The sequence below is a fragment of the Lacrimispora amygdalina genome (genome assembly GCF_003432035.1).
Taxonomy (GTDB): Bacteria; Bacillota; Clostridia; order Lachnospirales; family Lachnospiraceae; genus Lacrimispora; species Lacrimispora amygdalina.
In genome coordinates this window covers 45,372-71,846 of record NZ_QOHO01000029.1, presented here as the reverse complement: position 1 = coordinate 71,846, position 26,475 = coordinate 45,372, and the positions used below count along the sequence as shown (strand labels likewise).

The 26,475-nt window shown below is 43.9% G+C and carries 22 protein-coding genes; 19 read left to right on the top strand and 3 right to left on the bottom strand.

All coding sequences use genetic code 11. The features are described from left to right. Positions 1-199: 199 nt before the first annotated feature. Positions 200-2,788, top strand: coding sequence for an ATP-dependent chaperone ClpB (gene clpB / locus DS742_RS10445; protein WP_117416995.1), 2,589 nt, complete (start codon positions 200-202; stop codon positions 2,786-2,788). A gap of 91 nt (positions 2,789-2,879) precedes the next feature. Here clpB and DS742_RS10440 read toward each other — a convergent pair whose 3' ends face one another. Further along, positions 2,880-3,887: an asparaginase gene (locus DS742_RS10440; RefSeq protein ID WP_117416943.1), complete on the bottom strand. Its 1,008-nt coding sequence runs from the start codon at positions 3,885-3,887 to the stop codon at positions 2,880-2,882. 129 nt (positions 3,888-4,016) lie between these two features. Between DS742_RS10440 and DS742_RS10435 the strand changes: the two genes are divergently transcribed. The 17 genes from DS742_RS10435 (at position 4,017) to DS742_RS10355 (ending at position 23,867) form a co-directional block, all read left to right on the top strand. Next, positions 4,017-4,196, top strand: coding sequence for a DUF4250 domain-containing protein (locus DS742_RS10435; RefSeq protein ID WP_117416942.1), 180 nt, complete (start codon positions 4,017-4,019; stop codon positions 4,194-4,196). Positions 4,197-4,383: 187 nt separating this feature from the next. Then, positions 4,384-5,895, top strand: a complete 1,512-nt coding sequence (gene cls, locus DS742_RS10430; protein ID WP_117416941.1) for a cardiolipin synthase — start codon at positions 4,384-4,386, stop codon at positions 5,893-5,895. A 44-nt stretch (positions 5,896-5,939) separates the two neighbouring features. Next, positions 5,940-6,410, top strand: coding sequence for a putative ABC transporter permease (locus DS742_RS10425; protein WP_117416940.1), 471 nt, complete (start codon positions 5,940-5,942; stop codon positions 6,408-6,410). A gap of 55 nt (positions 6,411-6,465) precedes the next feature. Further along, positions 6,466-7,224 (top strand): lysophospholipid acyltransferase family protein, encoded by a 759-nt coding sequence (locus DS742_RS10420; RefSeq protein WP_117416939.1) that lies wholly within the window; start codon positions 6,466-6,468, stop codon positions 7,222-7,224. A 34-nt stretch (positions 7,225-7,258) separates the two neighbouring features. Next, a complete protein-coding gene (pheA, locus tag DS742_RS10415) occupies positions 7,259-8,395 on the top strand; it encodes a prephenate dehydratase (protein WP_117416938.1) in 1,137 nt (378 codons plus the stop codon). Positions 8,396-8,455: 60 nt separating this feature from the next. After that, on the top strand, positions 8,456-9,745 hold the full coding sequence (locus DS742_RS10410; protein ID WP_170313427.1) for an ATP-binding protein: 1,290 nt from the start codon (positions 8,456-8,458) through the stop codon (positions 9,743-9,745). Between the two features lie 96 nt (positions 9,746-9,841). Beyond that, positions 9,842-11,410: a Ppx/GppA phosphatase family protein gene (locus DS742_RS10405; protein WP_117416937.1), complete on the top strand. Its 1,569-nt coding sequence runs from the start codon at positions 9,842-9,844 to the stop codon at positions 11,408-11,410. Further along, complete coding sequence (locus DS742_RS10400) at positions 11,410-13,551, top strand: RNA degradosome polyphosphate kinase (RefSeq protein ID WP_117416936.1); 2,142 nt, start codon at positions 11,410-11,412, stop codon at positions 13,549-13,551. The genes DS742_RS10405 and DS742_RS10400 overlap by 1 nt, the downstream gene beginning before the upstream one ends. Before the next feature lie 146 nt (positions 13,552-13,697). Beyond that, positions 13,698-14,405 (top strand): response regulator transcription factor, encoded by a 708-nt coding sequence (locus DS742_RS10395; protein WP_097002614.1) that lies wholly within the window; start codon positions 13,698-13,700, stop codon positions 14,403-14,405. Continuing rightward, positions 14,395-15,531, top strand: coding sequence for a sensor histidine kinase (locus tag DS742_RS10390; protein WP_117416935.1), 1,137 nt, complete (start codon positions 14,395-14,397; stop codon positions 15,529-15,531). Before DS742_RS10395 ends, DS742_RS10390 begins: the two co-directional genes overlap by 11 nt. 4 nt (positions 15,532-15,535) lie before the next feature. Then, positions 15,536-18,028 (top strand): DUF8725 domain-containing protein, encoded by a 2,493-nt coding sequence (locus tag DS742_RS10385; protein ID WP_117416934.1) that lies wholly within the window; start codon positions 15,536-15,538, stop codon positions 18,026-18,028. After that, positions 18,028-18,990 carry an ABC transporter ATP-binding protein gene (locus DS742_RS10380; RefSeq protein ID WP_117416993.1) on the top strand — a complete coding sequence of 321 codons (963 nt, stop codon included), beginning with the start codon at positions 18,028-18,030 and terminating at the stop codon, positions 18,988-18,990. Before DS742_RS10385 ends, DS742_RS10380 begins: the two co-directional genes overlap by 1 nt. Beyond that, a complete protein-coding gene (locus DS742_RS10375) occupies positions 18,968-19,879 on the top strand; it encodes an ABC transporter permease (RefSeq protein ID WP_117416933.1) in 912 nt (303 codons plus the stop codon). The genes DS742_RS10380 and DS742_RS10375 overlap by 23 nt, the downstream gene beginning before the upstream one ends. Positions 19,880-19,892: 13 nt before the next feature. Further along, positions 19,893-20,720, top strand: coding sequence for a deoxyribonuclease IV (locus tag DS742_RS10370; protein WP_117416932.1), 828 nt, complete (start codon positions 19,893-19,895; stop codon positions 20,718-20,720). A 56-nt stretch (positions 20,721-20,776) separates the two neighbouring features. Beyond that, positions 20,777-21,946: an SPFH domain-containing protein gene (locus DS742_RS10365; protein WP_117416931.1), complete on the top strand. Its 1,170-nt coding sequence runs from the start codon at positions 20,777-20,779 to the stop codon at positions 21,944-21,946. Beyond that, positions 21,943-22,986, top strand: a complete 1,044-nt coding sequence (locus DS742_RS10360) for a TFIIB-type zinc ribbon-containing protein (RefSeq protein ID WP_117416930.1) — start codon at positions 21,943-21,945, stop codon at positions 22,984-22,986. The genes DS742_RS10365 and DS742_RS10360 overlap by 4 nt, the downstream gene beginning before the upstream one ends. Next, entirely contained in the window at positions 22,983-23,867 is an 885-nt protein-coding gene (locus DS742_RS10355; protein WP_117416929.1) for a TPM domain-containing protein, read from the top strand. The genes DS742_RS10360 and DS742_RS10355 overlap by 4 nt, the downstream gene beginning before the upstream one ends. Positions 23,868-23,976: 109 nt before the next feature. Here DS742_RS10355 and DS742_RS10350 read toward each other — a convergent pair whose 3' ends face one another. Next, on the bottom strand, positions 23,977-24,894 hold the full coding sequence (locus DS742_RS10350) for a DMT family transporter (protein WP_117416928.1): 918 nt from the start codon (positions 24,892-24,894) through the stop codon (positions 23,977-23,979). A gap of 102 nt (positions 24,895-24,996) precedes the next feature. Between DS742_RS10350 and DS742_RS10345 the strand changes: the two genes are divergently transcribed. Further along, the gene (locus DS742_RS10345) at positions 24,997-25,656 is read left to right on the top strand and encodes a cyclic nucleotide-binding domain-containing protein (protein WP_242996446.1); all 660 of its coding nucleotides are present in this window, start codon (positions 24,997-24,999) and stop codon (positions 25,654-25,656) included. A gap of 15 nt (positions 25,657-25,671) precedes the next feature. Here the strand turns inward: DS742_RS10345 and sfsA are convergent, their stop codons facing one another. Further along, positions 25,672-26,409: a DNA/RNA nuclease SfsA gene (gene sfsA / locus DS742_RS10340; protein ID WP_117416926.1), complete on the bottom strand. Its 738-nt coding sequence runs from the start codon at positions 26,407-26,409 to the stop codon at positions 25,672-25,674. Positions 26,410-26,475 lie beyond the last annotated feature (66 nt).

The following is a 26,475-nucleotide window of genomic DNA, read 5'->3' as shown; positions in this document are numbered from 1 at the left end:
GTTTATCCAGAGATTGTATGAATCGATTATAAGCGAACCCCTGGAAAAAAACAATGAGGGAAAGGAAACCGTAAGATATTATTTATAAATCTGTGTTTTTAATGAAAAGGATCTTGACACAACTCTCTGCGTTTGTTATATTACATATAGAACAAATGAGGCAATGTTTGCAGATAACCGGATAAAGGAGGAAATTGCCGTGAACATTAATAAATTTACACAGAAGTCTATGGAGGCTGTAAAGAATTGCGAAAAGCTTGCATATGAATATGGGAACCAGCAGATTGAGCAGGAACACATGCTTTACAGTCTTCTTACCATTGAAGACAGCCTGATTTTAAAACTGGTTACAAAGATGAATATACAAAAAGAGCAGTTTCTTGATGAAGCCGCAGGGGCAATACAAAAGCTTCCTAAAGTGAGCGGAGGACAGCTCTACATCAGCAATGATTTAAATAAAGTTTTAATCAGTGCCGAGGATGAAGCGAAGGGAATGGGAGACCAGTATGTTTCCGTTGAGCATTTATTCCTGGCTATGTTAAAGCAGCCGTCTAGAACATTAAAGGAATTGTTTCGCAGCTACGGAATAACCAGAGAAAATTTTTTGACAGCTTTGTCTACGGTCAGAGGCAACCAGCGGGTTGTAAGCGACAATCCGGAGGCTACCTATGATACTCTGACAAAGTATGGGTACGACATGGTAGAACGGGCCAGAGAACAGAAACTGGACCCGGTAATAGGAAGAGACAGCGAAATCCGCAACGTAGTCAGAATTCTATCCAGAAAGACCAAAAACAACCCGGTTTTAATCGGCGAGCCAGGCGTAGGTAAGACAGCGGTTGTAGAAGGGCTGGCTCAGAGAATCGTAAGAGGGGATATACCGGAGGGATTAAAAGATAAAAAACTGTTTGCACTTGATATGGGTGCCCTGCTTGCAGGCGCAAAGTACCGGGGAGAATTTGAAGAACGTTTAAAGGCAGTTCTTGATGAGGTGAAAAAGAGCGACGGCCAGATCATCCTATTCATTGATGAGCTTCACACCATTGTTGGCGCAGGAAAGACAGAGGGCTCCATGGATGCAGGAAACATGCTGAAACCCATGCTTGCCAGAGGAGAACTTCACTGCATCGGTGCGACCACACTCGACGAATACCGTCAGTATATTGAAAAAGATCAGGCCCTGGAACGGAGATTTCAGCCGGTTATGGTGGATGAACCCACAGTGGAAGATACGATTTCCATCTTAAGGGGATTAAAGGAGCGGTATGAGGTTTATCACGGGGTGAAGATCACAGACTCTGCCCTTGTATCCGCCGCCACCCTTTCTGACCGCTATATCAGTGAGCGTTTTCTTCCGGATAAGGCCATCGACCTGGTGGATGAAGCCTGTGCCATGATAAAGACAGAGCTGGATTCCATGCCTTCTGAACTCGACGAACTTTCAAGACGGATTATGCAGATGGAGATAGAAGAAGCTGCGTTAAAGAAAGAAACTGACCGGTTAAGCCAGGACCGTCTGGCAGAACTGCAGAAAGAACTTGCAGAGCTGCACGACGAATTTGCATCACAGAAGGCTCAGTGGGAGAATGAAAAGGCAACGGTAGAACGTCTTTCTTCTTTAAGAGAAGAAATTGAAAATTTAAACAGGGAAATCCAGACAGCCCAGCAGAAATATGACTTAAACCGTGCGGCAGAGCTGCAATATGGCAGACTGCCCCAGCTTCAGAAGGAACTTCAAGAGGAAGAGGAACGGGTAAAGAATCAGGATTTAAGCCTGGTTCGGGAAAGCGTTACCGAGGATGAAATTGCAAGGATTGTATCTAAATGGACGGGAATCCCCGTTGCCCGGCTGACTGAGAGCGAGAGAAATAAGACTCTTCATCTTGACCAGGAACTCCACAAAAGAGTCATTGGACAGGAGGAAGCCGTATTAAAGGTGACTGAAGCAATTATCAGGTCCAAGGCTGGAATTAAGGATCCAACCAAGCCGATCGGTTCCTTTCTCTTTTTAGGACCTACTGGCGTGGGAAAAACAGAACTCGCCAAGGCACTTGCAGAAAGCCTGTTTGATGAAGAAAACAACATTGTCCGAATCGATATGAGCGAATACATGGAGAAGCATTCCGTATCCAGACTCATCGGAGCACCTCCCGGATATGTAGGCTATGACGAGGGAGGCCAGCTTACAGAAGCAGTCCGCAGAAAACCATATTCCGTGGTGCTGTTTGATGAAGTTGAGAAAGCCCATCCGGATGTATTTAATGTGCTATTGCAGGTTCTTGATGATGGACGGATTACCGATTCCACCGGAAAAACCGTTGACTTTAAAAATACCATTATAATTATGACATCCAACATTGGTTCCCAGTATCTTCTTACAGGAATAGACAGTGAAGGAAATATCAGAAAAGAGGCAGAAGAGATGGTAATGGGAGACTTAAGAGCCCATTTCAGACCGGAGTTTTTAAACCGTCTGGATGAAATCATTCTGTTTAAGCCACTGGATAAGAGTAATATTTCCGGCATAGTGAGTCTGCTGATGAAGGATCTAAACCGGAGGCTGGAGGATCGTGAGATCAGTATCGAACTGACCGGTCAGGCGAGTGAATTTGTAGTAGAACAGGGGTATGATCCGGTGTATGGTGCCAGACCGTTAAAACGTTATCTGCAAAAGCATGTGGAGACACTTGCGGCAAGGGTGATACTTGGAGATGAGATACATGCAGGCAGTACCATTGTAATTGATGTTTCGGAAGATGGGGAAAAACTGATTGCATATCTGGAATAAAAAGGCGGATGGATTAAGAACTGGATAATATGCATAATGAAGGGAGCCGGATTTCGGCTCCCTTGTGTGTCAGAATCATCAGACTTTTTAATTAAGATACTGTCCAGAGGATATCTCTGTTTACCGTATGATAAAAAGTATCCCGTATTTCCTTGGGATCGGTTGTCTTTCCAAGAATCCACATGAGTTTCGTAACTGTGGCTTCCAGAGTCATATCATATGCTTCCAGCAGACCGAATTCTTTCTTAATGGAATGTCCCACTTCGTAAACAGACATATTGCTGCCTTCATTGGTTACCTGGGTGGTCATAACCACAGTCTTCCCCAGAGAAATCCATTTTTCAATCGCTTTATAGAAATCCCCCGTATCATAGGAAGGAAGGCCGCCTACACCGAAGGATTCGATGATAACTGCATCATAATGCCCTGCCATATAATCCAGAACATCCGCACCCATGGATGGGATCAGTTTTAAAAGAGCCACGTTGCAGTTCAGCTTATGAGAGAACAGAGGGGTACCGGAGCAGTTCTTTTTGTCATCCAGATAGAAAATTACGTGCCCATCCTGAATTGTGGCAATATAGGGGAAATTAATGCTGGAAAAGGCATTGTAGCTTTTTGTCCGTTCTTTCTTCCCCCTTGTACCGGAAATCACTTTCCCGTCGAAAACAATATTCACATCATGGGACCTGTCATCACTGGCGAAACGGAGGCTGTCGGATAAATTGGTTCTCGCATCCGTGTTTTCCATGTCAATGGGTTTTTGAGCACCGGTTATGACGATGGGTTTAGGTGAATACTGCACCAGATAAGAAAGTGCTGCAGCGGTGTAAGCCATTGTATCCGTGCCATGGCAGATTACAAAGCCGTCATAATCCGCGTAATGATCTTCAATGGCTTTTGCAATCACAAGCCAGTGCTTTGGCTGCATATTGGTGCTGTCTATATTGAAAATCTGAAGACTGTCCACATGGCAGAAATCTGCCGCATCGGGAACATAGGAGAGGAGTTCTTCTGATGTCAGAAGGGGTTTTAAACCAGAATCTCCTCTTTTGCATGCGATGGTACCACCGGTTCCCAGCATCATTATTTTTTTCATTGGAATTTACCTCCTGATGGATTATGAACCTGATTGTAGCATTTCTTTTTCCATTCGTACAGGGCATTTCTTGAAAATCAAAGAAATCTGTGTTAAAATGAGGGACAAACAGATATAGGAGATAAAGTGATGGCAAATATACCAAAGGATCCGGTTATGCTTCTCAGCTACATCAATACTCAGCTGAGAGATTTTTATCCGTCTTTAAATGAGTGCTGTCTGAGTCTGGGGATAGAGGAAGAAGGGATCATTCAGTCTCTGGCTTCCATTGACTACCGGTATGACAATGAAAAAAATCAGTTTGTGTGAGTGAAGTGGATATAAAAGGGTCGTCGCAGCTGCGGGGGCCTTTTTTGGAAATATGATTTGTGACTATTTACGGGTGTCGGACCATAATATTATTAGAATGAAAGATCAGAAAAAAGGAAAACTGTTTCATGGATAAGGGTATCGGCATTTATTGTAAATGAAGCAGGATAGAAGGGAGGGATTTGACATGGTATCTGTCTGGCAACAGATTATAGCTGTATGGAGCTGGTTAATGGAGCATTTAATCTATATAAACCTGATTCTTTCTGTTATTATTGTTTTTTTTCAGCGGAGGGATCCAAAGGCAGTCTGGACCTGGCTTTTAGCGCTGTATTTTATACCTGTATTCGGATTCCTCTTTTATCTCATCCTGGGGCAGGATATGAGGAAGGGGAAGATGTTCCGGGTTAAGGAAGTAGAGGACCGGATGCGTTACTCTGCCAGAAATCAGGAAGAGTTTTTAAAAAGCCATGATATTGGACTGGACACCTCCCTTGCAAGGGATTATGCAGATCTTGTGGTATACAATTTAGAAACATCGGGCTCTGTTCTGACTGTTGATAATTCTGTAGAGATCTTCACAGACGGAGAGAAAAAGTTTAAGGATCTCAGGGAAGAACTGTCCAAAGCAGTCCGGTTTATCCATCTGCAGTATTACATTATTAAGGATGACCAGCTGTTTGATTCCATCATGCCCATATTAATGGAACGGGCAAAAGCAGGAGTGGAGGTCCGGATACTCTGCGACGGCATGGGCGGTCGGTTCATGCGTAAATCAAAATGGGAGAGATTAAAGGAAAGCGGCGTTAAGGTTGGGATCTTCTTTCCCCCGGTATTAGGAAGGCTGCATCTGCGTATAAACTATAGAAACCACCGGAAGATTGTTGTCATTGATAACCGGGTCGGCTACGTGGGCGGATTTAATATCGGAAGAGAATATATTTCCCAGGATCCAAAATTCGGCTATTGGAGGGATACTCATCTAAAGCTTCAGGGCGGCTCTGTTTTAAGTCTTCAGATTCGTTTTGCACTGGACTGGAACTATGCGGTAGGAGAGAATTTATTTAAAAATATGACATACTTCTGTGAGGACGAAGATGGAGCCTGTCTTTATAATATGGGAGTGGTGGATATGAACCAGACAGAAAAAAAACTGGGTATCCAGATTATTGCCAGCGGACCTGATGCCAGAAGCAGACAGATCCGGGATAATTATATCCGGCTGTTTTCCAAAGCAAAACATCATATCTACATTCAGACTCCTTATTTTGTTCCTGATGATGCGGTGCTTTCTGCCCTCAGGGTTGCTGCCAGATCCGGAGTAGATGTCAGGCTCATGATACCATGCAAGCCGGATCATCCCTTTGTTTACTGGGCTACTTATTCCTATGTGGGTGACTTACTTTCCGAGGGAGCCAGATGTTACACATATGAAAACGGATTCCTTCATTCAAAAGGCGTAATGACAGACGGAAGGGTCAGCTCCTATGGGACTGCCAATATGGATATCCGAAGCTTTGAACTGAATTTTGAGGTCAATGCGGTGATCTATGATGAAGAGACAACCAGAAAATTAGAAGAGTTATTTCTGGAGGATTTGAAGGTATGCAAAGAGATCACACCGGAGAGATATGAAGCCAGAAGTATCTTTATCCGGATTAAGGAACAGGGCAGCAGACTTCTCTCTCCTCTTTTATAGAATTCTTTTACAGCGCAACATAATATCTCCATGTCCGGCACATAATGAAGCTTATGAAGATACTATCACAATTAAACTTAAAAGAATTACCCTTGAATTTTTGTAAATGCGGGGTTACAGGCTGGTGCCTGGAGGTGCTGTTTACCTCAACAGACTCCATTCTGCGCCATGACTGGCGTCTGATTGGGCAGACATCTCTTCTGATGTTTCCTATTTATGGCTGCGGAGCATTGCTGGCGCCCATCGGAACACTGATTGACCGCTGGGTTAATCCCAGAACCGGTCTGGCAGCAGCGCGGACGGATATTGCCATCCGTCACGGATTTCTCTATATGGTGCTGATCTTTGTGGCGGAGTACTTATCCGGATCGCTTTTGCGGGGCAGGGGAATGTGCCCCTGGGACTATACCGGCAGGAACACCAACATTGACGGACTGATCCGCCTTGATTTCGCGCCGTTGTGGTTTGCTACGGGATTATTGTTTGAACAAATTACAAAAAAGAAAGGCAGGTAGTATTGTAATTAAAGAAACCATTCTATATAATAGATGGAATGGAGGACTTAGACCAATGATTCGATTTATTCTTGTAGCAGCAACCGTTATTAGTTACCTGATCTTAAGCATTCCGGTCCTGATTGCTGAAAACCTGATCGGAAGAAAGAACCGCCGTCTGCGTGACGAACAAAGTATTTCAAAAGTGCGGTGGATATTTAAGATCATCCTGTTTTTTGCAGGTGTTAAAATTACAGTAAAAGGAAAAGAAAAGATACCAAAGAACGAGGCAGTCTTATATGTGGGAAATCATAGAAGCTATTTCGATATTCTTGTTGGTTATACAACTGTTCCCGGTCTGATTGGTTTTGTAGCAAAAAAGGAGATGGAAAAGATTCCCCTTCTCTCCACCTGGATGAAATATGTCAACTGCCTGTTTTTGGACAGAAAGAATGTAAAGGAAGGATTAAAAACCATTCTTCTGGGCATTGAGCAGGTGAAAAGTGGGATTTCTGTCTGGATATTCCCGGAAGGAACCCGGAATTCAAATGAAGATATTAGGAAGCTTCTTCCTTTTAAGGAAGGCAGCTTAAAAATAGCAGAAAAAAGCGGTTGTCCGGTAGTTCCTGTTGCCATAACCGGGACTGCGGAAGTTTTTGAGAAGCACCTTCCGTTTATTCGTTCTTCTAAAGTGACTATTGAATTCGGAGAGCCCTTCCTTGTGAAGGAGCTGGAACCGGAATTTAAAAAATTTCCGGGTGCTTATGTAAAAAAACAGATTGAAGATATGCTGGAAGCAGAGCTTTCACATCAGGGAAAGCTGACAGGGCGGTAAAAAAGACCAACAGATAAGGCAGAGGAATGGACATATGAAAAAATTAGACTTGCTGGAGATCCGAGAACAGCTTGACGGCATTGACCGTGAAATTGTAGTGCTGTTCGAAAAGAGAATGAGACTGAGCGGTGAGGTGGCTGAATTTAAGATTGAAACCGGAAAACCGGTTTATGATAAGGAAAGAGAGATGCAAAAGATTGATTCCGTAACCGGAATGGTGGATGACGGATTCATGAAACAGGCAGTCAGCGAACTGTTTACCCAGATGATGACCATCAGCCGCCATTATCAGTATAAGCTGATGGCGGAACACGGATTGAAAGGGGAGGATACCTTTCGCCCGGTGAAAACCATTCCTGTAACTGATGCCCGGGTGGTTTATCAGGGCGTAGAGGGTGCATACAGCCATGCTGCAGCACTTCAGTATTTCGGCTCTGATAAAAGCTTTTATCATGTGGTGACTTTTGAGGATGCCATGAAGGAAGTGGAGTCAGGACGTGCGGATTATGCCGTGCTCCCCATTGAAAATTCCTCTGCAGGTGCAGTGATTGATAACTATGACCTGCTGATGAAATACAGCAACTATATAGTAGCGGAGACATTTCTGTCTGTAGATCATGCACTGCTGGGGCTTCCGGATGCCAGTCCGGAAGACATCCGCACTGTATTTTCCCACCCCCAGGCGTTGATGCAGTGTTCGGAGTTTCTGAATGATAACAGGAACTGGAAGCAGATCAGTGTGGAGAATACTGCCGCTGCTGCAAAAAAGATCATAGAAGATGGAGATCCATCACAGGCGGCAGTCGCCAGTGAGACTGCTGCCAGACTCTATGGCCTGAAAGTCCTGAAATCTTCTATCAATCATAACAAATCCAACACCACACGGTTTATTATTCTGTCCAATAAACGGATATACCGGGAGGATGCACAAAAAGTCAGTATCAGTTTTGAACTGCCCCATAAAAGCGGTACTCTCTATAACATACTGAGCAATATGATCTATAACGGAATCAGTATGATTATGATTGAATCAAGACCGATTCCCGGAAGAAACTGGGAATACCGTTTCTTCGTAGATATGGAAGGAAATTTAAGTGAACCCTCGATTCAGAATGCTTTAAAGGGCATTTTAGAAGAAGGTCGCAATATGCGGGTTTTGGGAAATTATTAATGCTTACTAAGAAGTTCGGCCTGGATCCAGGCCGGACTTCCATTTACACAGGGAGGAATCATTAAATTGAAGGAACTGATTTTATACCGCGATCTAAAATATCAGAAACTATTTGACCAGATCATAAGACAGCTGACTCCGCAAGCGGAGCAAATGAAAGAAACGATGCCGGAATCCTTTGCCTGTGCCGGTCAGCTTATCGAGCTGGCGGCGTCCTATGGCTTTGAGGGGAATCTCTGGCATTGTTTTTTAGCATTATGCCTTGCAGATCATGAGAATGCTTACAGCACCTCCTGTGAAATTACGGGACCTGTCAGGGGCACACTGAATGAACTGGCTGCCCATGATTTTAAAATTATGAAGGAACTGTTTGATCAGGACATCTCAAAGCTGGACTTTGGGGAAGAAGGCGGCATTTGGGCAGCTCTTTCTGATTACCGGGCCAATGACGGAAACAGTAAAATTTATAACAAACGTATCCGGGATCAGATTGTGACGCTTGCAGTAGAGTTAAAAAAGGCGCCGGATGTTCAGGTGTTCGGAGAGAAAATCACTACATTTTATAAGAATTTCGGCGTGGGTAAATTCGGCTTAAATAAAGCCTTTCGTGTGGAAGAGACTGATACGGATCCAAAGATTATACCTATTACAAGCATGGATCATATTTATTTAAATGATCTTGTGGGATATGAACGGCAGAAAGAGAAATTAATTGAGAACACAGAAGCGTTCTTAGACGGTAAACCGGCCAACAACGTTCTTTTATTCGGAGACAGCGGAACTGGAAAATCATCCAGCATCAAAGCGATTTTAAATGAATATTATGACAGGGGTCTGCGGATTATTGAAGTTTATAAGCATCAGTTTCATACTCTTTCAAAGATACAGGAACAGATAAAAGACAGAAATTATAAATTTATCATCTATATGGATGATTTATCTTTTGAGGATACAGAACTGGAGTATAAGTATTTAAAGGCTATCATAGAGGGAGGACTTGCAAAGAAACCGGGCAATGTTTTAATCTATGCTACCTCAAACCGCCGTCATTTAATCCGTGAAAAATTCAGTGACAAGAGGCAGCTGGATGATGAATTACATAATAATGATACCGTCCAGGAGAAGCTTTCCCTGGTTGCCCGTTTTGGAGTAACCATTTATTATGGGGCGCCTGAACCGGCTGAATTTAAAGAGATTGTTAAACAGCTGGCAGCCCGCAGCCAGATTTCAATGCCTTTGGAAGAACTGTATGAAAAGGCAAATATCTGGGAACTCAGTCATGGCGGTTTATCAGGCAGAACGGCAAATCAGTTTATTACCTATCTTCTGGCAAAGCAGGAAAATTGTTAATTTTTTGCAGATTTTACCGATATTTGACACAAAAGGTAAAAAAATAAGGTAGAATAATAAAAAACTGCCCTGTAGAAGGCAGTGAGGAGGACAAGTATGGCAATCAGATTATTTGCCGCTATTGATGTAGGATCTTTTGAACTTGAACTTGGCATTTATGAGATTTCCCCGAAAACGGGAATCCGCAAGATTGATCATGTCCGCCATGTCATCGCCCTTGGAAGGGATACCTATAAAAATGGAAAAATCCGTTATGAATTAGTGGATGAAATGTGTAAAGTGATCGAGGACTTCGCAGATATTATGCAGTCCTATAAAGTGACAGGATATCGTGCCTATGCAACCAGCGCACTCCGGGAAGCAAAAAACAGTCAGATTGTGCTGGATCAGATCCGGGTAAGAACCGGCATTGAGGTACAGATTATCAGCAACTCCGAGCAGCGCTTCATCAGTTATAAGGCTATCGCTTCCAAGGATGCAGAGTTTAACAAGATTATACAGAAGGGGACTGCCATCGTAGATGTGGGCTTCGGCAGTATGCAGGTTTCCTTATTTGATAAGGATGCCCTCATATCCACTCAGAATCTGATGCTTGGAGTATTGAGAATCCGTGAGATGATGGGCGATATGCAGGTGAGTACCCAGATGCAGAATACCCTCATAGAAGAGATGGTGGATAATGAGTTAAACACCTTCCGGAAGGTTTATTTAAGAGACCGTGAGATTAAAAATCTTATCGGCATCGGGGAAAGCATTCTCTATCTGTCCAGAGAAAGTCATGGAGGAAAGCCGGTAGAGTGGATCACTGCAGAGGAATTCATGGTTTTCCATGAAAAGATTAAGCTGATGTCTCTTGACCAGATTCAGGACCGGTTTGGAGTCAATGCAGAATATGCCGCTCTCCTGGTCCCGGCCGCGATTATTTTTAAGCGCGTTCTGGAACTGACCGGAGCTGAGATGTTCTGGATTCCAGGAATCCGCTTATGTGACAGCATCGCTGCAGAATATGCGGAAGAAGCAAAGTCAGTTAAATTTCATCATGATTTTTCCGAGGATATTCTTGCTGCCTCCAGGAACATGGCAAAACGCTACAAGTGCCACGGCCCTCATACCATCCATATGGAAAAATATGTTCTGGCTATTTTTGACAGCATGAAAAAGTTTCATGGTATGGGAAAGCGGGAGCGCCTTCTTTTGCAGATCGCTGCCATCCTGCATGCCTGCGGTAAGTTTATCAGCATGAGAAAACCCAGCGAATCTGCTTATAATATTATTATGTCAACTGAAATTATTGGACTGTCCCATATGGAACGGGAAATTATTGCCAATGTAGTAAGATACAACGGAGTGGAATTTGATTATAACCGGGTGCAGCTCAATGAAGAATTGTTCCGCAATACAAAAGGGGAACTGTCTCACGAAGATATCACCATTTTAATCGCCAAGCTGACTGCCATATTGAGGCTTGCCAACTCCATGGACCGCAGTCATAAACAGAAATTATCAGATAACCGGATGATTGTTAAGGAGGGTAAGCTTGTGGTAACCACTTCTTATGAAGGGGATATGACGCTGGAAGCATTATCATTTAATCAGAAGGCGGATTTTTTTGAGGAGATATTTGGTATCAGGCCTGTACTCAGGCAGAAGAGGAGGTTATCCTGATGGCAGACATCAATGAAATATATTACAATCCGGATAATTATGTAAATCGGGAGCTGAGCTGGATCGAGTTTGATTACCGGGTACTGAGTGAGGCAAGAGATAAAAATCTGCCGCTTTTTGAACGGCTGAAGTTTTTAAGCATAACAGCTTCTAATCTTGATGAGTTTTATATGGTACGTGTGGCTTCCCTGAAAGATATGGTTCATGCAAAATATACCAAGCCGGATATTGCCGGTATGAAAGCGGATGAACAGCTGGAGAGGATCAGTGAGCAGACCCATGAGCTTGTCTCTGTGCAGTATTCCACCTATAACCGGTCCATTCTTCCTGCACTTAAGCTAAACGGGCTGCGTGTCATCTCCAGCCATGAGGATTTAAATGAAGCAGAGGGAAAGTTTGCAGATACGTATTTTGAAAGAGATGTTTATCCGGTTCTGACTCCCATGGCGGTGGATTCCTCCAGACCATTTCCGTTAATCCGGAATAAATCCTTAAATATCGCTGCTCTTCTAAAAAAGAAAAGCGGTGAAGAAGAACTGGAATTTGCCATGGTTCAGGTTCCCAGTGTACTGCCGAGAATCGTGGAACTTCCGGCCGGTGAATCAGGGGAGAGGTCCTTCATTCTTCTGGAACAGATCATTGAGCGGAACATGGAAAGTCTGTTTTTAAACTACAATGTAGTCACCACCCACCCGTTCCGTGTCATGAGAAATGCCGATCTTACCATTGATGAGGAGGAAGCGGTGGACCTTCTGGAAGAGATTGAAAAGCAGCTGAAGAAACGTCAGTGGGGAGAGGCCATTCGTCTTGAAGTGGAAGAGAAAATGGATAAACGTCTTTTAAAGATTTTAAAGAGAGAGTTAACTATAAGCTCCAGTGATATATTTGAGATTGCAGGACCCTTAGATCTGACCTTTCTTATGAAGATGTACGGAATTAATGGTTTTGATCATTTAAAGGAAGTTCCATACGTTCCACAGCAGGTACCTGAGCTGATGAATGAGGATGATATCTTTACCAATATCCGCAAGGGGGATATTCTCCTCCACCATCCTTACCAGACTTTCGACCCTGTGGTACAGTTTGTAAAAACGGCTGCCAGGGATCCGGAAGTCCTGGCAATTAAACAGACGCTTTACCGGGTCAGCGGCAATTCGCCTATTATTGCAGCACTTCTGGAAGCTGCTGATAACAGAAAGCAGGTTTCCGTTCTGGTGGAATTAAAAGCCCGCTTTGACGAGGAAAATAACATCAACTGGGCAAAAAAACTGGAAAAAGCCGGCTGCCACGTAATCTATGGGCTGGTCGGATTAAAGACTCACAGCAAAATAACCCTGGTAGTGCGCAGGGAAGAGGACGGAATTCGCCGCTACGTTCATCTCGGAACCGGAAATTACAATGATTCTACAGCGAAGCTCTATACGGATTTAGGCCTGATGACCTGCAATCCCCAGATCGGAGAAGATGCGACTGCAGTATTCAACATGCTTTCCGGATATTCAGAACCCCTTCACTGGAACAAGCTGGTGGTGGCTCCTATCTGGCTGAGAGCCAGATTTTTAAAGATGATCCGGCGGGAAGCGAAGAATGCGGCTGCCGGTAAGCCGGCCCATATCATAGCCAAGATGAACTCTTTGTGCGACAAGGAAGTAATTGCCGCTCTGTATGAGGCTTCCTGTGCAGGAGTGGCCATACAGCTCATTGTCAGAGGTATCTGCAGCCTGAAGGCAGGAGTTCCCGGTTTAAGTGAAAATATCACGGTGCGTTCCATTGTTGGAAATTTCCTGGAACATGCCAGAATCTTCTATTTTGAAAATGACGGAAGCCCGGAGCTTTATCTTGGAAGTGCCGACTGGATGCCGAGAAATCTTGATAAACGGGTGGAAATCATGTTCCCTGTAGAGGATGAAAGACTGTTGGAAAGAATTATGCATGTCCTGAAAGTACAATTAGAGGACAATGTAAAGACTCATATTCTGCAGCCGGACGGAACATGGGAAAAACCGGATAAGAGAGGAAAGACACTGATCAACTGCCAGGAGCAGTTCTGTGAGGAGGCCGCCCTTTATGTCAGGGCCGAACTTGGCAGACTGGATCCCGCTGCCAGCAGGGTATTTATACCTACGGAAAGTCAGGGCTGAGAGAGAGTTCCTGATTTACCGTTTTATAGCTTTTTTGTAAGAAAATAGTAAGGCAAAGATACCTTTCTTGTGGTAAAATGGATGCAGGCTTTTTCTTTTTCAACGTGAGAACGCCGCTTACATAACGACAAGGGAGGTATTTTTCAATGTCCGAGACAATAAGCATTCTGGTTGTGGATGACGAGAAAGAGATTGCGGATCTGGTGGAGATTTATCTGGTCAGTGACGGATATAAAGTATACAAGGCAAATAATGCGGAAGAGGGGCTGGAGGTTCTTAATAAAAATCAGATTCATCTGGTACTCTTAGACATTATGATGCCTGGAATGGACGGCCTTTCCATGTGCAAGAAGATACGGGAGACCAACAACATTCCGATTATTATGCTGAGTGCCAAGTCAACAGATTTAGATAAGATTTTAGGACTTGGAACGGGAGCTGATGATTATGTAACAAAACCCTTTAATCCGCTGGAACTGACTGCCAGAGTCAAATCTCAGCTGCGCCGTTATACCCAGCTTAATCCCAACAGTGCGGTAAACGAATCGGCAAAGAATGAAATAGGAATCCGGGGACTGACCATCAATAAGGATAATCATAAGGTGACGGTATATGGAGAGGAGATAAAACTTACTCCTATCGAATTTGATATCCTGTATCTGCTGGCTTCCAATCCGGGAAGAGTGTTCAGTACAGATGAGATATTTGAAAAAGTGTGGAATGAAAAGGTATATGAAGCCAATAACACAGTAATGGTACATATCAGGCGTCTGAGAGGTAAGATGAAGGAAGACACCAGACAGAACAAGATCATCACAACTGTTTGGGGGGTAGGATACAAAATTGAAAAATGATATCAATCGCCGTTTCCATACCCGGGTCATTGCCAATATATTTTACAGTGCAATTGTTACGGTTCTGATCGAGATATTTCTGGTAACCAATGTATCCCTGATTGCATCATATATGAGGAGCGCTCAAAAGGACAATGTTTTCCTTGAGATGCTCACCTCTTTTGATGTGGTGGTGATACTCATCTATGTTGTATTTGGAATCGGCATATTTGCAGTTACGTTTCTCCTTCTTCAGGAAAAATCCATGCGTTATATCGGGAGAATCTCCGATGCCATGCAGAGAATTTCGGAAGGAGATTTAAACATAACGGTGGACATTGAAGGAGATGACGAATTCTCCGTCATGGCTGCCAGTTTAAACAAGATGGTGGGGGATTTAAGGGATTTAATGGATAAGGAGCGGGAGGCAGAACGGACTAAGAATGAACTGATTACCAACATCGCTCATGACCTGCGGACTCCCCTTACTTCCATCATCGGTTATCTGGAGCTCTTATCCAAGGATGGAGCCATCGACCAGGACGTGCAGAAAAAGTACATAGGGATTGCATACGTAAAGACAAAGCGGCTGGAAAAGCTGATCGAAGACTTATTTGGTTTTACAAAACTTAATTACGGAAAGATTTCCATGAATGTAACAAAAGTGGATGTCATAAAGCTTTTAAGCCAGCTTCTGGAAGAATTTTATCCCAGTTTTATGGATAAGAATCTTTCCTATGAGCTGCAAAGCAATGTCCCCGTCCAGATCGTTTCAGCAGATGCCAATCTTCTGGCCCGTCTGTTTGATAATCTCATTAATAATGCAATCAAATACGGAGCAGATGGAAAACGGATCCTGGTAAAGGTACATGGCAGCGAAGGCCTTGTGTCAATCCAGGTGGTAAACTACGGTTATGTGATACCGGAAGAAGAACTTCCTCTGATCTTCAATAAGTTTTACCGTGTGGAGCAATCCCGTTCCACCAATACAGGAGGAACCGGACTTGGGCTTGCCATTTCCAAAAGCATCGTGGATATGCATGGAGGAACCATCGATGTGACCAGTGATTTATCCGGAACTGTATTTACGGTAAAGCTGAAAACTAATTTTGATGTGAATAAAGAGAACTTTGGAAAGATAGGGTGACAAAATGAAAGTCAGACAGATATCCCTGATTTGTGCCATGGCGCTCACGTTGGCAGGCAGCACTTTGCTGCCTGCTTTCGGCATGACCGCGAATGGCCCGGAGAATGGAGGGAATGGGGAAAGCTCCTATTCCGAAGAATACGGCGGTGAGAATCATTCTGGTATTGGCATGGAGGTTTCCTATGGATACGATGGGAATGCCAAGTCAGACCGTTATGTTCCGGTAAATTTTACACTGAAAAGCCAGTCAGATGCCCCCTTTAACGGCACAGTACGTGTGGAGGCGATGGAATCCGACTATGATATCTATCAATATGATTATCCCATTTCTTTAGAGGCTATGGGGTCTGCAGAGGAATCTCTTGATGTTCCGGTAGGTAGGGCGGATATTTTATATGTAAAGCTGTTGGATGCCCAGGGAACGGAACTGATACGTAAGCGTTTAAAGATGAATGTCCCCACTGACGTAGCGGAGCTTTATGTAGGAGTGCTTTCTGATGAGCCGGATAAGCTGTCCTATATGGAGGGAGTAGGTGTCAATTACAGCGCTGTGAAAATAAGGACGTTCCAGCTACAGACGGAGCAGCTGCCGGATCATGTGATCGGTCTGGATCTGCTTGATGTTCTTCTTATAACAGATTATGATACCAGGAAACTGTCGAAAGATCAGATCCAGGCTATTATGGAGTGGGTGAAGGAAGGCGGCACTCTTCTGATAGGAACCGGTGCCCGCGCGGATGATACACTGTATGCCTTCCGGTCAGATCTTTTGAATGAAGATTACGCAGTACCTGCGGAAAAGTCTGTGGATATGGGCGTGGAATATGCTACCAATGGGCCTGGCGATTCCTTTATGAACCTGGTCTGTGCTGATATTTCTTTAAAAGGAGGAACCGGTGTCCTGGCAAATGACCAGTTTCCGGTTCTTACCGCAGCAGCCAGAGGGAAAGGAGTCGTAGGAGTTGCAGCCTATGATTTTGTAGATATCGCGCCATTCTGTGAGGTACAGCGGTCCTATGTTGATAAGCTGTTTACCGCATTGTTAGGGGATACCAGATTAAATAATTTATCTTCTTTTTTATACAGCGGTAATTCCGGCCAGTTCTGGTCAGTTCAGAATATGCTTAATACCGGGGATGTAGATAAGCTGCCGGGACTTGTATTCTATTCCATTGTCATTTTGTCCTATATAGCACTTGTAGGACCAGGAACCTATCTGTATTTAAAGCGGAAGGATGGCAGACGGTATTACCGGACCGCGATTGTGGCTTTATCCCTTTTATTTACTGTACTGGTTTATTTAATGGGGGTAAGGACACGTTTTCGAGATACCTTTTTTACATATGCTACGATTTTTGATAACTCGGAAAAATTTGAAGATGAATATACATATATCAATATGAGGACCCCTTATAACCGGGCCTATTCCATACTTCTGGATCCTTCCTACAGTCTCCTTCCCATAACCAGGAGCAAGTCTTATGAAAGGGCGCCTGTTCCGAAATTTACCGGAAGTGAAGATTATAATGTCCGGATCAGCTATGAGGATGACGGTACAAGAGTTTCTGTACAGAACGCGGCTGCATTTGCTCCCAAATACTATGCATTGAAGAAAAGAACCTTAAATGAGAACCGGAAGGGCCTTTGGGGTGATATCACTCTGTTTAAGGGGAATGTCTACGGAACAATCACCAATGAATATCCTTTTTCTGTAGAAAAAGTGGGAATTCTCATGTATGGGAAAATGGTGGTCATCGATGAGTTAAAGCCCGGAGAGACCCAAAAGCTTGATGGTACCCCTGTAATTAATTATCCCATAAACAACTCATTCCAGGTATCCGCCAGAGTGACAGGAAGCTATCAGTATTTAAAGGCGGATATTGAAGATCCTGATTATATGCTGGCTTTGTCAAGAACCAATATATTAAGCTTTTATCTGGACAGATATTCATCCTTTTACAATCAGGAAGCACGGATCGTGGCATTTGGCGAGGATCAGAAAGACAGCCAGTTCCTTACGAACAGTGGATATGAGACTTATGGAGTGACGATGTATACTTCTACCATTGATGTGAAATCAAGAAAGAATGATGAGACATACCGGTCTGCACTGATGAAAATGCCTGTGACAATAAGCGGGCAGTACTATTCGGATTCCAATGCCATTTACGGTGTAGATCCGGTTTCCCTGGAATATTCTCTTGGAAATGATTTAAGTGTGGAAAAACTCATGTTTGAGTATCCTGCTGAAGAATTTTTAAATAATCAAAGCACCAATTATACCAATATATTTAAGGGAAAAATTTACTTTTATAATCATGATACCGGCAATTACGATCCCATGGATTCAGAAAAAACAGAATATACAGCAGGAGAACTAAGCCCATATTTGTCGCCAGGCAATACGCTGACAGTCAAATATGTCTGTGAGGATACCGTGGAAAACAACTGGTATGTTACACTGCCCATGCTGATGGTTCTGGGGAGGGATAAATGATATTAGAGATTAAAGATTTAAAGAAAAAATTCGGGAAATTCCATGCTTTAAATGGTTTGGATATCATGATTCCGAAAGGTTCCCTTTATGGTTTTGTAGGACCTAACGGAGCGGGAAAGACGACCGCCATTAAGATTATGACAGGACTTCTGTTTGCAGACAGCGGTCAGGTATTCATTGATGGGACCGACGTATCTGACGGTTTAAAACAGCTGAAAGAGAAAATAGGTTATGTACCTGATTTTTTCGGTGTGTATGATAATTTAAAGGTGAATGAATACATGGAATTTTTTGCATCCTGCTACGGTATTAATGGTCTGAAAGCAAGAAGCCGCTATATGACTCTTTTGGAACAGGTTGGACTGGAGGATAAATCAGATTTCTATGTAGACAGCTTATCAAGAGGGATGAAGCAGCGTTTATGCCTGGCCAGGGCTTTGATCCATGATCCCCTTTTGCTGGTCCTCGACGAGCCGGCATCCGGTCTGGACCCCAGAACACGGTTTGAATTTAAGGAGATTTTAAAAGAACTGAGAGAACAGGGAAAGACCATATTGATCAGCTCCCACGTATTATCTGAATTGTCAGAACTGTGTACCGATATCGGAATCATTGATCAGGGAAAGATGGTTTTAAACGGCAGCATGGAAGAGATTTTAAAACGGGTGAATGCCACCAACCCCCTTGTTATCTCCATTCTCGGCAGTAAGGAAAAGGCACTTACCATTTTAAAAAGCCAGCCCTGTGTGCAGACGATTGCGGTGAAGGAAGGGGATATCCGTGTGAATTTCATCGGAGACCAGCAGGATGAGGCACTTTTGCTTCAGCAGCTGATTGATGCGGAAGTGATGGTCCATGGATTTTGCAGGGAACAGGGAAGCCTGGAATCCTTATTTATGCAGATTACAGATCCTGATAAAGAAAAGGCGGTGCTTGTACATGAAAATGAATCCGGTTTATAAACGGGAGACAATGGTCAGCGCCAGAAGCTTCCGTCTGGCACTGATTCTGGTGATTTTTAACTCCATACTGGCTCTGGTAATTCTGCTGAATATGTATTCCGTAGTAGAACGGGTGAAACTGACGGCTGAGATCCAGTATTCTTCTTTTATCAATTTATACGTATTTGTTGCAGTCGTGGAATTTGTCCTTCTGATGTTTATCATGCCGGCACTCACTGCGGGAAGCATAAGCGGTGAAAGAGAGAGGCAGACTCTTGATATTCTGATGACTACCACCATGAAGCCGTCAGAAATTATCTGGGGGAAGCTTTTATCGTCTTTCAGCACCATGTTTTTAATGGTCGTATCCAGCTTCCCTTTGCTTGCAGTTTCTTTTGTATACGGCGGAGTGATGGTTTACGATGTGTTTCTTTTACTGCTGTGTTACCTGACAGTGGCACTTCTTTGCGGAAGCATGGGAATCTGTTTTTCCTCCCTGTTCAAACGGTCTACTGTTGCCACTGTGGTGAGCTATGGAGTATTGGTTTTTATAGGAGCCGGAACTTATGCAGTGAATATATTTATGCTGTCACTGGCAAGAATGAATGTAAACAGCTCATACGTATCAAGTATAAACGGAGTGACCGATCAGGCCAGTTCCGGGGCATGGCTGTATCTGCTTCTTTTAAATCCGGTGGCAACCTTTTATGTCATGATTAACCGCCAGGCAGGTGATAATCAGGTGATTAACAGCTTAAATACCTGGTTTGGACCTCATCCGGATAACTTTATCATGGAGAACTGGGTGCTTCTTAGCATCTTAATCCAGCTTCTTCTGGCAGCCATATTTATTTTTATTGCAGTCAGAGGGGTTGGCCAGTCGAAGCGAAGAAAAATGAGAAGAAAATAGGAAGGAGAATTTTATGCTGACAATCGGCTGTCATCTTTCTTCTTCCAAAGGGTTTCTTGCCATGGGCAAGGAGGCTGTGAAGATTGGTGCGGATACATTTCAGTTTTTTACAAGAAATCCCAGAGGTACCAAAGCCAAAAAGATTGACCCGGAGGGTATCCGGCATTTTCTCTCTTTTGCAGAGGAGCATGGTATTAACAGAATTCTGGCTCATGCTCCCTACACACTTAATGCCTGCTCTGCAGACGAAGGGTTAAGAACACTGGCCAGAGATACCATGAGGGATGATTTAGAACGGATGGAGTATATTCCGGGAAACTGCTATAACTTTCACCCCGGAAGCCATACCGGTCAGGGGACGGAAGCTGGGATCCATTATATTTCTCTTATGCTGAACCAGATTTTAGAACCGGATCAGAAAACCACGGTTTTATTGGAAACCATGTCAGGTAAGGGCAGTGAGGTTGGAAAAACATTTGAAGAGCTGCGTGAAATTCTCGACCGGGTCAGGGAGAAAGAATGTATGGGAGTCTGTCTGGATACCTGTCATATTTGGGATGCAGGCTACGATATTGCCGGAGATTTAGACGGGGTTCTTCATGAATTTGACCGGATTATCGGACTGTCTAAGTTGAAGGCCATTCATTTAAATGACAGTTTAAATCCCCTTGGTTCCCACAAGGACCGGCATGCGGCAATTGGACAGGGAATGATTGGATTTGATGCGTTAAAACGGATTGTGGAACATCCAAGCCTTAAAAACCTGCCGTTCTATCTGGAAACTCCCAATGATTTACCTGGATATGCAAAAGAAATTGCCATGATGCGCGGCAAAGGATAGCCAGAGTATCATATATGCAGTATAATATGAAATAAAATTCTAAAGGAGGAATCGGAATGGGAATTGTGAAAGCATTGACTTCAGCAATCGGAGGCTCACTGGCAGACCAGTGGCTGGAAGTGATAGAGGCAGGCAGTATGGGAGACCAGACCATATTTACCAGCGGGGTAAAGGTCCGGAAGGGATCCAATACAAAGGGAACGGATAATACGGTATCAGACGGGTCCGTCATTCATGTTTATCCCAACCAGTTTATGCTTTTGGTTGACGGAGGAAAGGTGATTGATTATACAGGAGAACCAGGCTATTTTACCGTAAAAAATTCCTCCATGCCATCTCTTTTTAACGGGCAGCTAAAGGAAGCAGTAAGCGAATCCTTTGACCGTGTCCGGTTTGGAGGTCAGACACCTACCTCCCAGAAAGTATATTTCATTAATCTCCAGGAAATCAAGGGAATCAAGTTTGGTACACCCAATCCCATTAATTATTTTGACCAGTTTTATAATGCGGAGCTGTTTTTAAGAGCTCATGGTACGTATTCCATTAAAGTGACAGATCCTATCCTTTTTTATGCAGAAGCTGTGCCAAAGAATGCAGAGCATGTTGAGGTAGAGGACATTAACGGGCAGTATTTATCGGAGTTTTTAGAAGCGCTCCAGTCTTCCATCAATCAGATGTCTGCAGATGGAATCCGTATTTCTTATGTATCCTCAAAGGGAAGAGAACTGGGGCAGTATATGGCCAATGTGTTAGATGACCAGTGGAGATCCGGAAGAGGAATGGAAATCCAGTCCGTGGGAATTGCAAGCATCTCCTACGATGAAGAATCAAAAGCTTTAATCCAGATGAGAAATCAGGGAGCAATGCTCAGCGATCCAGGTGTGCGGGAAGGTTATGTACAGGGGGCGGCAGCCAGGGGAATAGAAGCAGCCGGAAGCAATGCGAACGGATCTTTGGCAGGCTTTATGGGCATGGGTATGGGAATGAATACAGCGGGTGGATTCATGGGTGCTGCGTCAGCGGCCAATGCAAACCATATGCAGATGAATCAGGCAGCGAAGAGTGCAGGTGCACAGGAGACATGGACCTGCAGCTGCGGCAGTGTTAACACAGGAAAGTTCTGTCCGGAATGCGGAAGTAAAAAGCCGGAGGGTCCATGGACCTGCGGGTGCGGAGCGGTTAACACCGGTAAATTCTGTTCTGAATGCGGAAAGCCAAGGCCATGAGTGAGATCATTTCATATAAGTGTCCCAACTGCGGGGGACCGTTAAAGTTTAATCCTCAAAAGCAGAAATATGCCTGCGAATACTGTTTATCTGAATTTGCCCAGGATGCATTCATGAATGAGGAAGAAAAAACGCAGGAAGAAAAGAAAGAATCATCTGGGAAGGCAGAGACGTTACTATACACCTGCCCCAGCTGCGGAGCTGAAATTGTAACAGATAATACCACTGCGGCATCATTTTGTTATTACTGCCATAATCCGGTCATATTGTCCGGACGGCTGAGCGGGGAGTTTCACCCGGATTATGTCATTCCCTTTTCTTATGGAAAGAAAGAGGCGGTGGAAGTATTCCGGGACTGGATGAAAAAGAAGCGGTATGTTCCTAAAGCATTTTACAGTGAGGATCAGATTGAAAAGATCACTGGCGTATATTTTCCGTATCTTTTATATAGTTGTACGACTCAGGGAAGCGTGGAGGCGAGTGGGGAACGGATCCGGGTATGGGAAAGCGGTGACAGAAGATATACGGAGACCCAGACATATGAAGTACACCGGTCCGGTTCCATGCCTGTGAAATATGTACCGCGCAATGCACTAAAGAAAGCAAACCGTAAACTTGTTGAAGGAGTTCTGCCTTTTGAGACTGACAAATTAAAACCCTTTCAAATGGGGTATCTTTCCGGTTTTGTAGCAGAGCGGCGGGATATGGAGAACCAGGAGTTTACGGAAGAGCTAAAGACCGAAATCAGGAACTTTGCAGAAGATACCCTGCGTAACAGCATTTCGTCTTATGATCACGTAAGAGTCCAGAATCAGGATATCCGGTTAGAAGATGAGACCTGGGAATATGCACTTCTACCAGTGTGGACACTTACTTATAATGATGGGAGCAGAAATCGGATTTATTATTTTACGATTAACGGACAGACCGGAAAAGTATGCGGTGAGCTTCCGGTAGACAAAGGTAAGCTGATGCTTCTCTTTGCCCAGGTATTTGTTCCTGTGTGTCTTTTGATGCTGCTTGTGGGGTATTTTATATGAGGATAACAAAACTTTTTTCCGGAATTTTAATATTTTTATATACTGTGCTTCTGTTATTTGGAAGAATGCCGGTGGCTTATGCTGCACAGAATCAGGAAACCAGCAGTAACGAAACCAGGGTTTTTGATGATGCAGGTCTTTTCACGGCGGATCAGAAGAAGGAATTTGAAACCACAATCCAGTCTATGAAAAAAGAGATGAATATGGATGTGGTGATAGCAACTGCCGATGATGCCGGGGGAAGAACAGCAAAAGAGTATGCGGAAAACTTCTATATTGAAAGAAAATTCGGAGTGGGAAGTGACTACCGTGGTGTTTTATTTTTAATAGATATGGATAACCGGGAGATGTATATTCTTCCTGTAGGTAAGATGAACCGGTTTTTGACCGATAAGAGGTGGAATTCGATTCTTGATGATGCATATAAACAAATCAGCCAGGGTGATTATGCTGCCTGTGCCAGGACTTACCTGGACGGAGTGATGAAGTATTACCGGGAAGGAATACCAGGAGGACAGTATAATTACGATGCGGATACGGGAAAAATAAGTGTTTACCGCAGTATACAATGGTATGAAGCTGCTTTGGCAGTGTTAATTGCAGCTGCATCCGGCGCAGCAGTGTGCGGCGGTGTGATGAGCCGGTATTCGATGGGAAAAGAGAGAGGAAGAGCGCGCAATTCCCTGATGGCCTACCGGGCAGATTGTGAATTCCATTATTCAAGCCGGAATGACAATTTAGTGAACACCAGTGTAACCCACGTAATCATACCGCGTAACACAGGAGGAAATCGGCCTTCAGGCGGCATGTCATCCTCAGGGAGAAGTACTACTCATACAAACTCCGGCCGCACCATGGGAGGCGGAGGCAGAAGATTTTAACATAAAGCAGCAGGAAACGGTTATGAATAATCAAACTTGGTAAAACAGGATAGAAGCAGGAAAAATCTGTATACGGCACAGATTTTTAAGTTTCTATCCTGTTTTTAACTTATAAGCCGGATTTACCAGAGGCAGGAAATTTATTTATAACTAGCAAGGAGAATTGTTCTCCTGCCATGGTAATTCCTACGCCTGCGGCGACCAGAAGACCGCCGGAAAAGGTGGCCATTGTAAAACCTTTCTGTGTGATCAGATCCAGTAATATGCCGGTAAAAATCTGCCCGGTGAAGGATAAGAGTGTAAGTCTGAATGAAGGTATTTTGGGAACCGTTACATTAAAAAGCAGAACAGTGATAACTCCTAAAATTCCTCCCAGGTAAATCCAAACATGATGAGAAGGTATACCCCCTTTAAAAACTGCTTCATTTCTTCCTAAAAGAAGCAGAAGAATCAGTGTTACCGGCAGTCCCGTCAGATGATTGATAAAGGAACCCTTAAGCGCTCCGGTCTGTTCCGACAGGCCCGCATTGACCGTGCGGGAGAGAACTACGGTAATCCCGCTTAAAAGAGAAATAAATACTGGCAGTGCAGTTCCGTAAAATGAATGGTTCAACATGACGGCAATGCCAAGAAATGCCACCATCACTCCTGCCAGTATATGCTTTTTCGGCGGATATTTGGTCATTCCAAAGAGTCCCAGCCAGTCTATGACAAGGGAAGCGATTGCCTGTCCCAAAAGTCCTAAAGCTATGATTCCTGTTATACTTATTTTACCATAAGCAAAATTACTAAATGCGGTAGTCAGTACTCCGATTATTCCGCCGGTATACAGCCACCAGGAGATTTTTCCATCTGTCTTCCGGCTGGAGGAGGGAAGGAGCTTAAGCAGAAATAGCGCAAAGAAAACACCAACAATATGAATGATGACAGCAGCTCCAAATATACCGTATTTTGAGGTCAGACCGCCATTGACTGCAAGCATAAACGAAATAATCACGCCAGCCAGCAGTGAGAGAAAATTATACATATTATCACCTCCGATTTCGGTTTTAAGCATAGCATATCCCGTTGACAAAGCGGTATGACATATGTCATACTCCCAGAAAGAGAGAAAGAGGGAGCAATGAAGATGAATATCACAGAACAGAGGATAAAACGTTTGCTTTTTCAGTTTCATTTATCAGACATGGATATAGGCAGTTCCGCTATACTTCGGTTTGCACCGGGAGAAACCGTCTTACAGGAAGGCAGGGAGATGGAATACCTCCTTCTTGTTGTTTCAGGGAAAGCAAAGGTCTGTTCTGCTTCCGCGAATGGGAAGGCTCTCCTGCTTTGCCATTATATTTCAGAGGGAATTATTGGGGATGTGGAGTTAATGACAGGTTCCCGCATTGCAAGCGCTACCATCAGTGCAATGACGGAATTTATCTGCATCGGTCTTTCCTATAAAAAATATGAAGAGGAATTAAAAGGTAATCTGCTTTTTATCAATGAGATAGGAAGAGAACTGGCATTAAAGCTTTTAGGAAGTTCTAAAAAGAGTGTGATTACTGCTCTTCATACCTGCGAAGAACGGCTTTGTGCGTATATTCTGTTTGCGGAACAGGAAGGTCTTTATCTGGAGACATTAGCAGATACGGCAAAATCCATCGGAGCCAGTTACCGCCAGACATTCCGCATTATAAATGCTCTTTGCAGGGACGGTGTAATAAAAAAGGAAGGCAGAATATACCGGATTGTTGACCGCGGGGAGCTTTTGTCCCGCACCCCGGAATTATATCTGGAGTGAGGGGCAGATGCCCGGTCAGTCTATGAAAACAGGAACCGGCTGGTCCACAGTCATTGAATTCTCCGTAACCTGACAGTCATATGCAAGGATGTGAACTCCTGCAGAAGAGGCCTTTTTCAGAGCTTCTTTGAATTCCGGATGAGTTTTCCCGTTAGGAGAAAAGCGGGTCATTCCTTTCATCTGGATTACAAAAAGAAGATATGCTTCATATCCGTCTTTTTTCGCATGGATCAGCTCTTCGATATGCTTTACTCCACGTATTGTGGGGGCATCTGGAAAAAGAGCATGGTTATGTTCCTCTAAGGTCACTCCTTTTACCTCCATGAATGCCGGGATATCCGTCATATTTCCGGAGCCGTCCTTTTCAATTAACTGAAAAGCAAGATCAAATCGGGACTGACCGTATGTTACCTCTCTTTTTACTTCACGGATGGCGGGCGAACCCAGAACCCATTCATAAGCGGCCAGATTGGGAGCCTGGGAATCCATATTGATTAACAGTATATCTTCTTCTCTTTCCTTATAGACCCCAATCAGAGAATATTCTGTTTTCCTGCCGAGGACAGAGGCTTCCGGATGATATTGAAGGAGTACTGTGACGCCCGGCAGCAGAAGCTCTTTACAGCGTCCTGTATTTTTTACATGGCAGACAACCGTCTTTCCTGCCGCTTTTCCTGTTAAAATCTGGACGTAAGCGATGAAACGGTTGGGACGGTTAATAAAACTGCCCTTTACAATATTTGGATAGTTCAATGTAACAGCATCTCCTTTCTGTATTTCTGACAGTATCTTATCACATCATTGCAGGAGATGCAAATC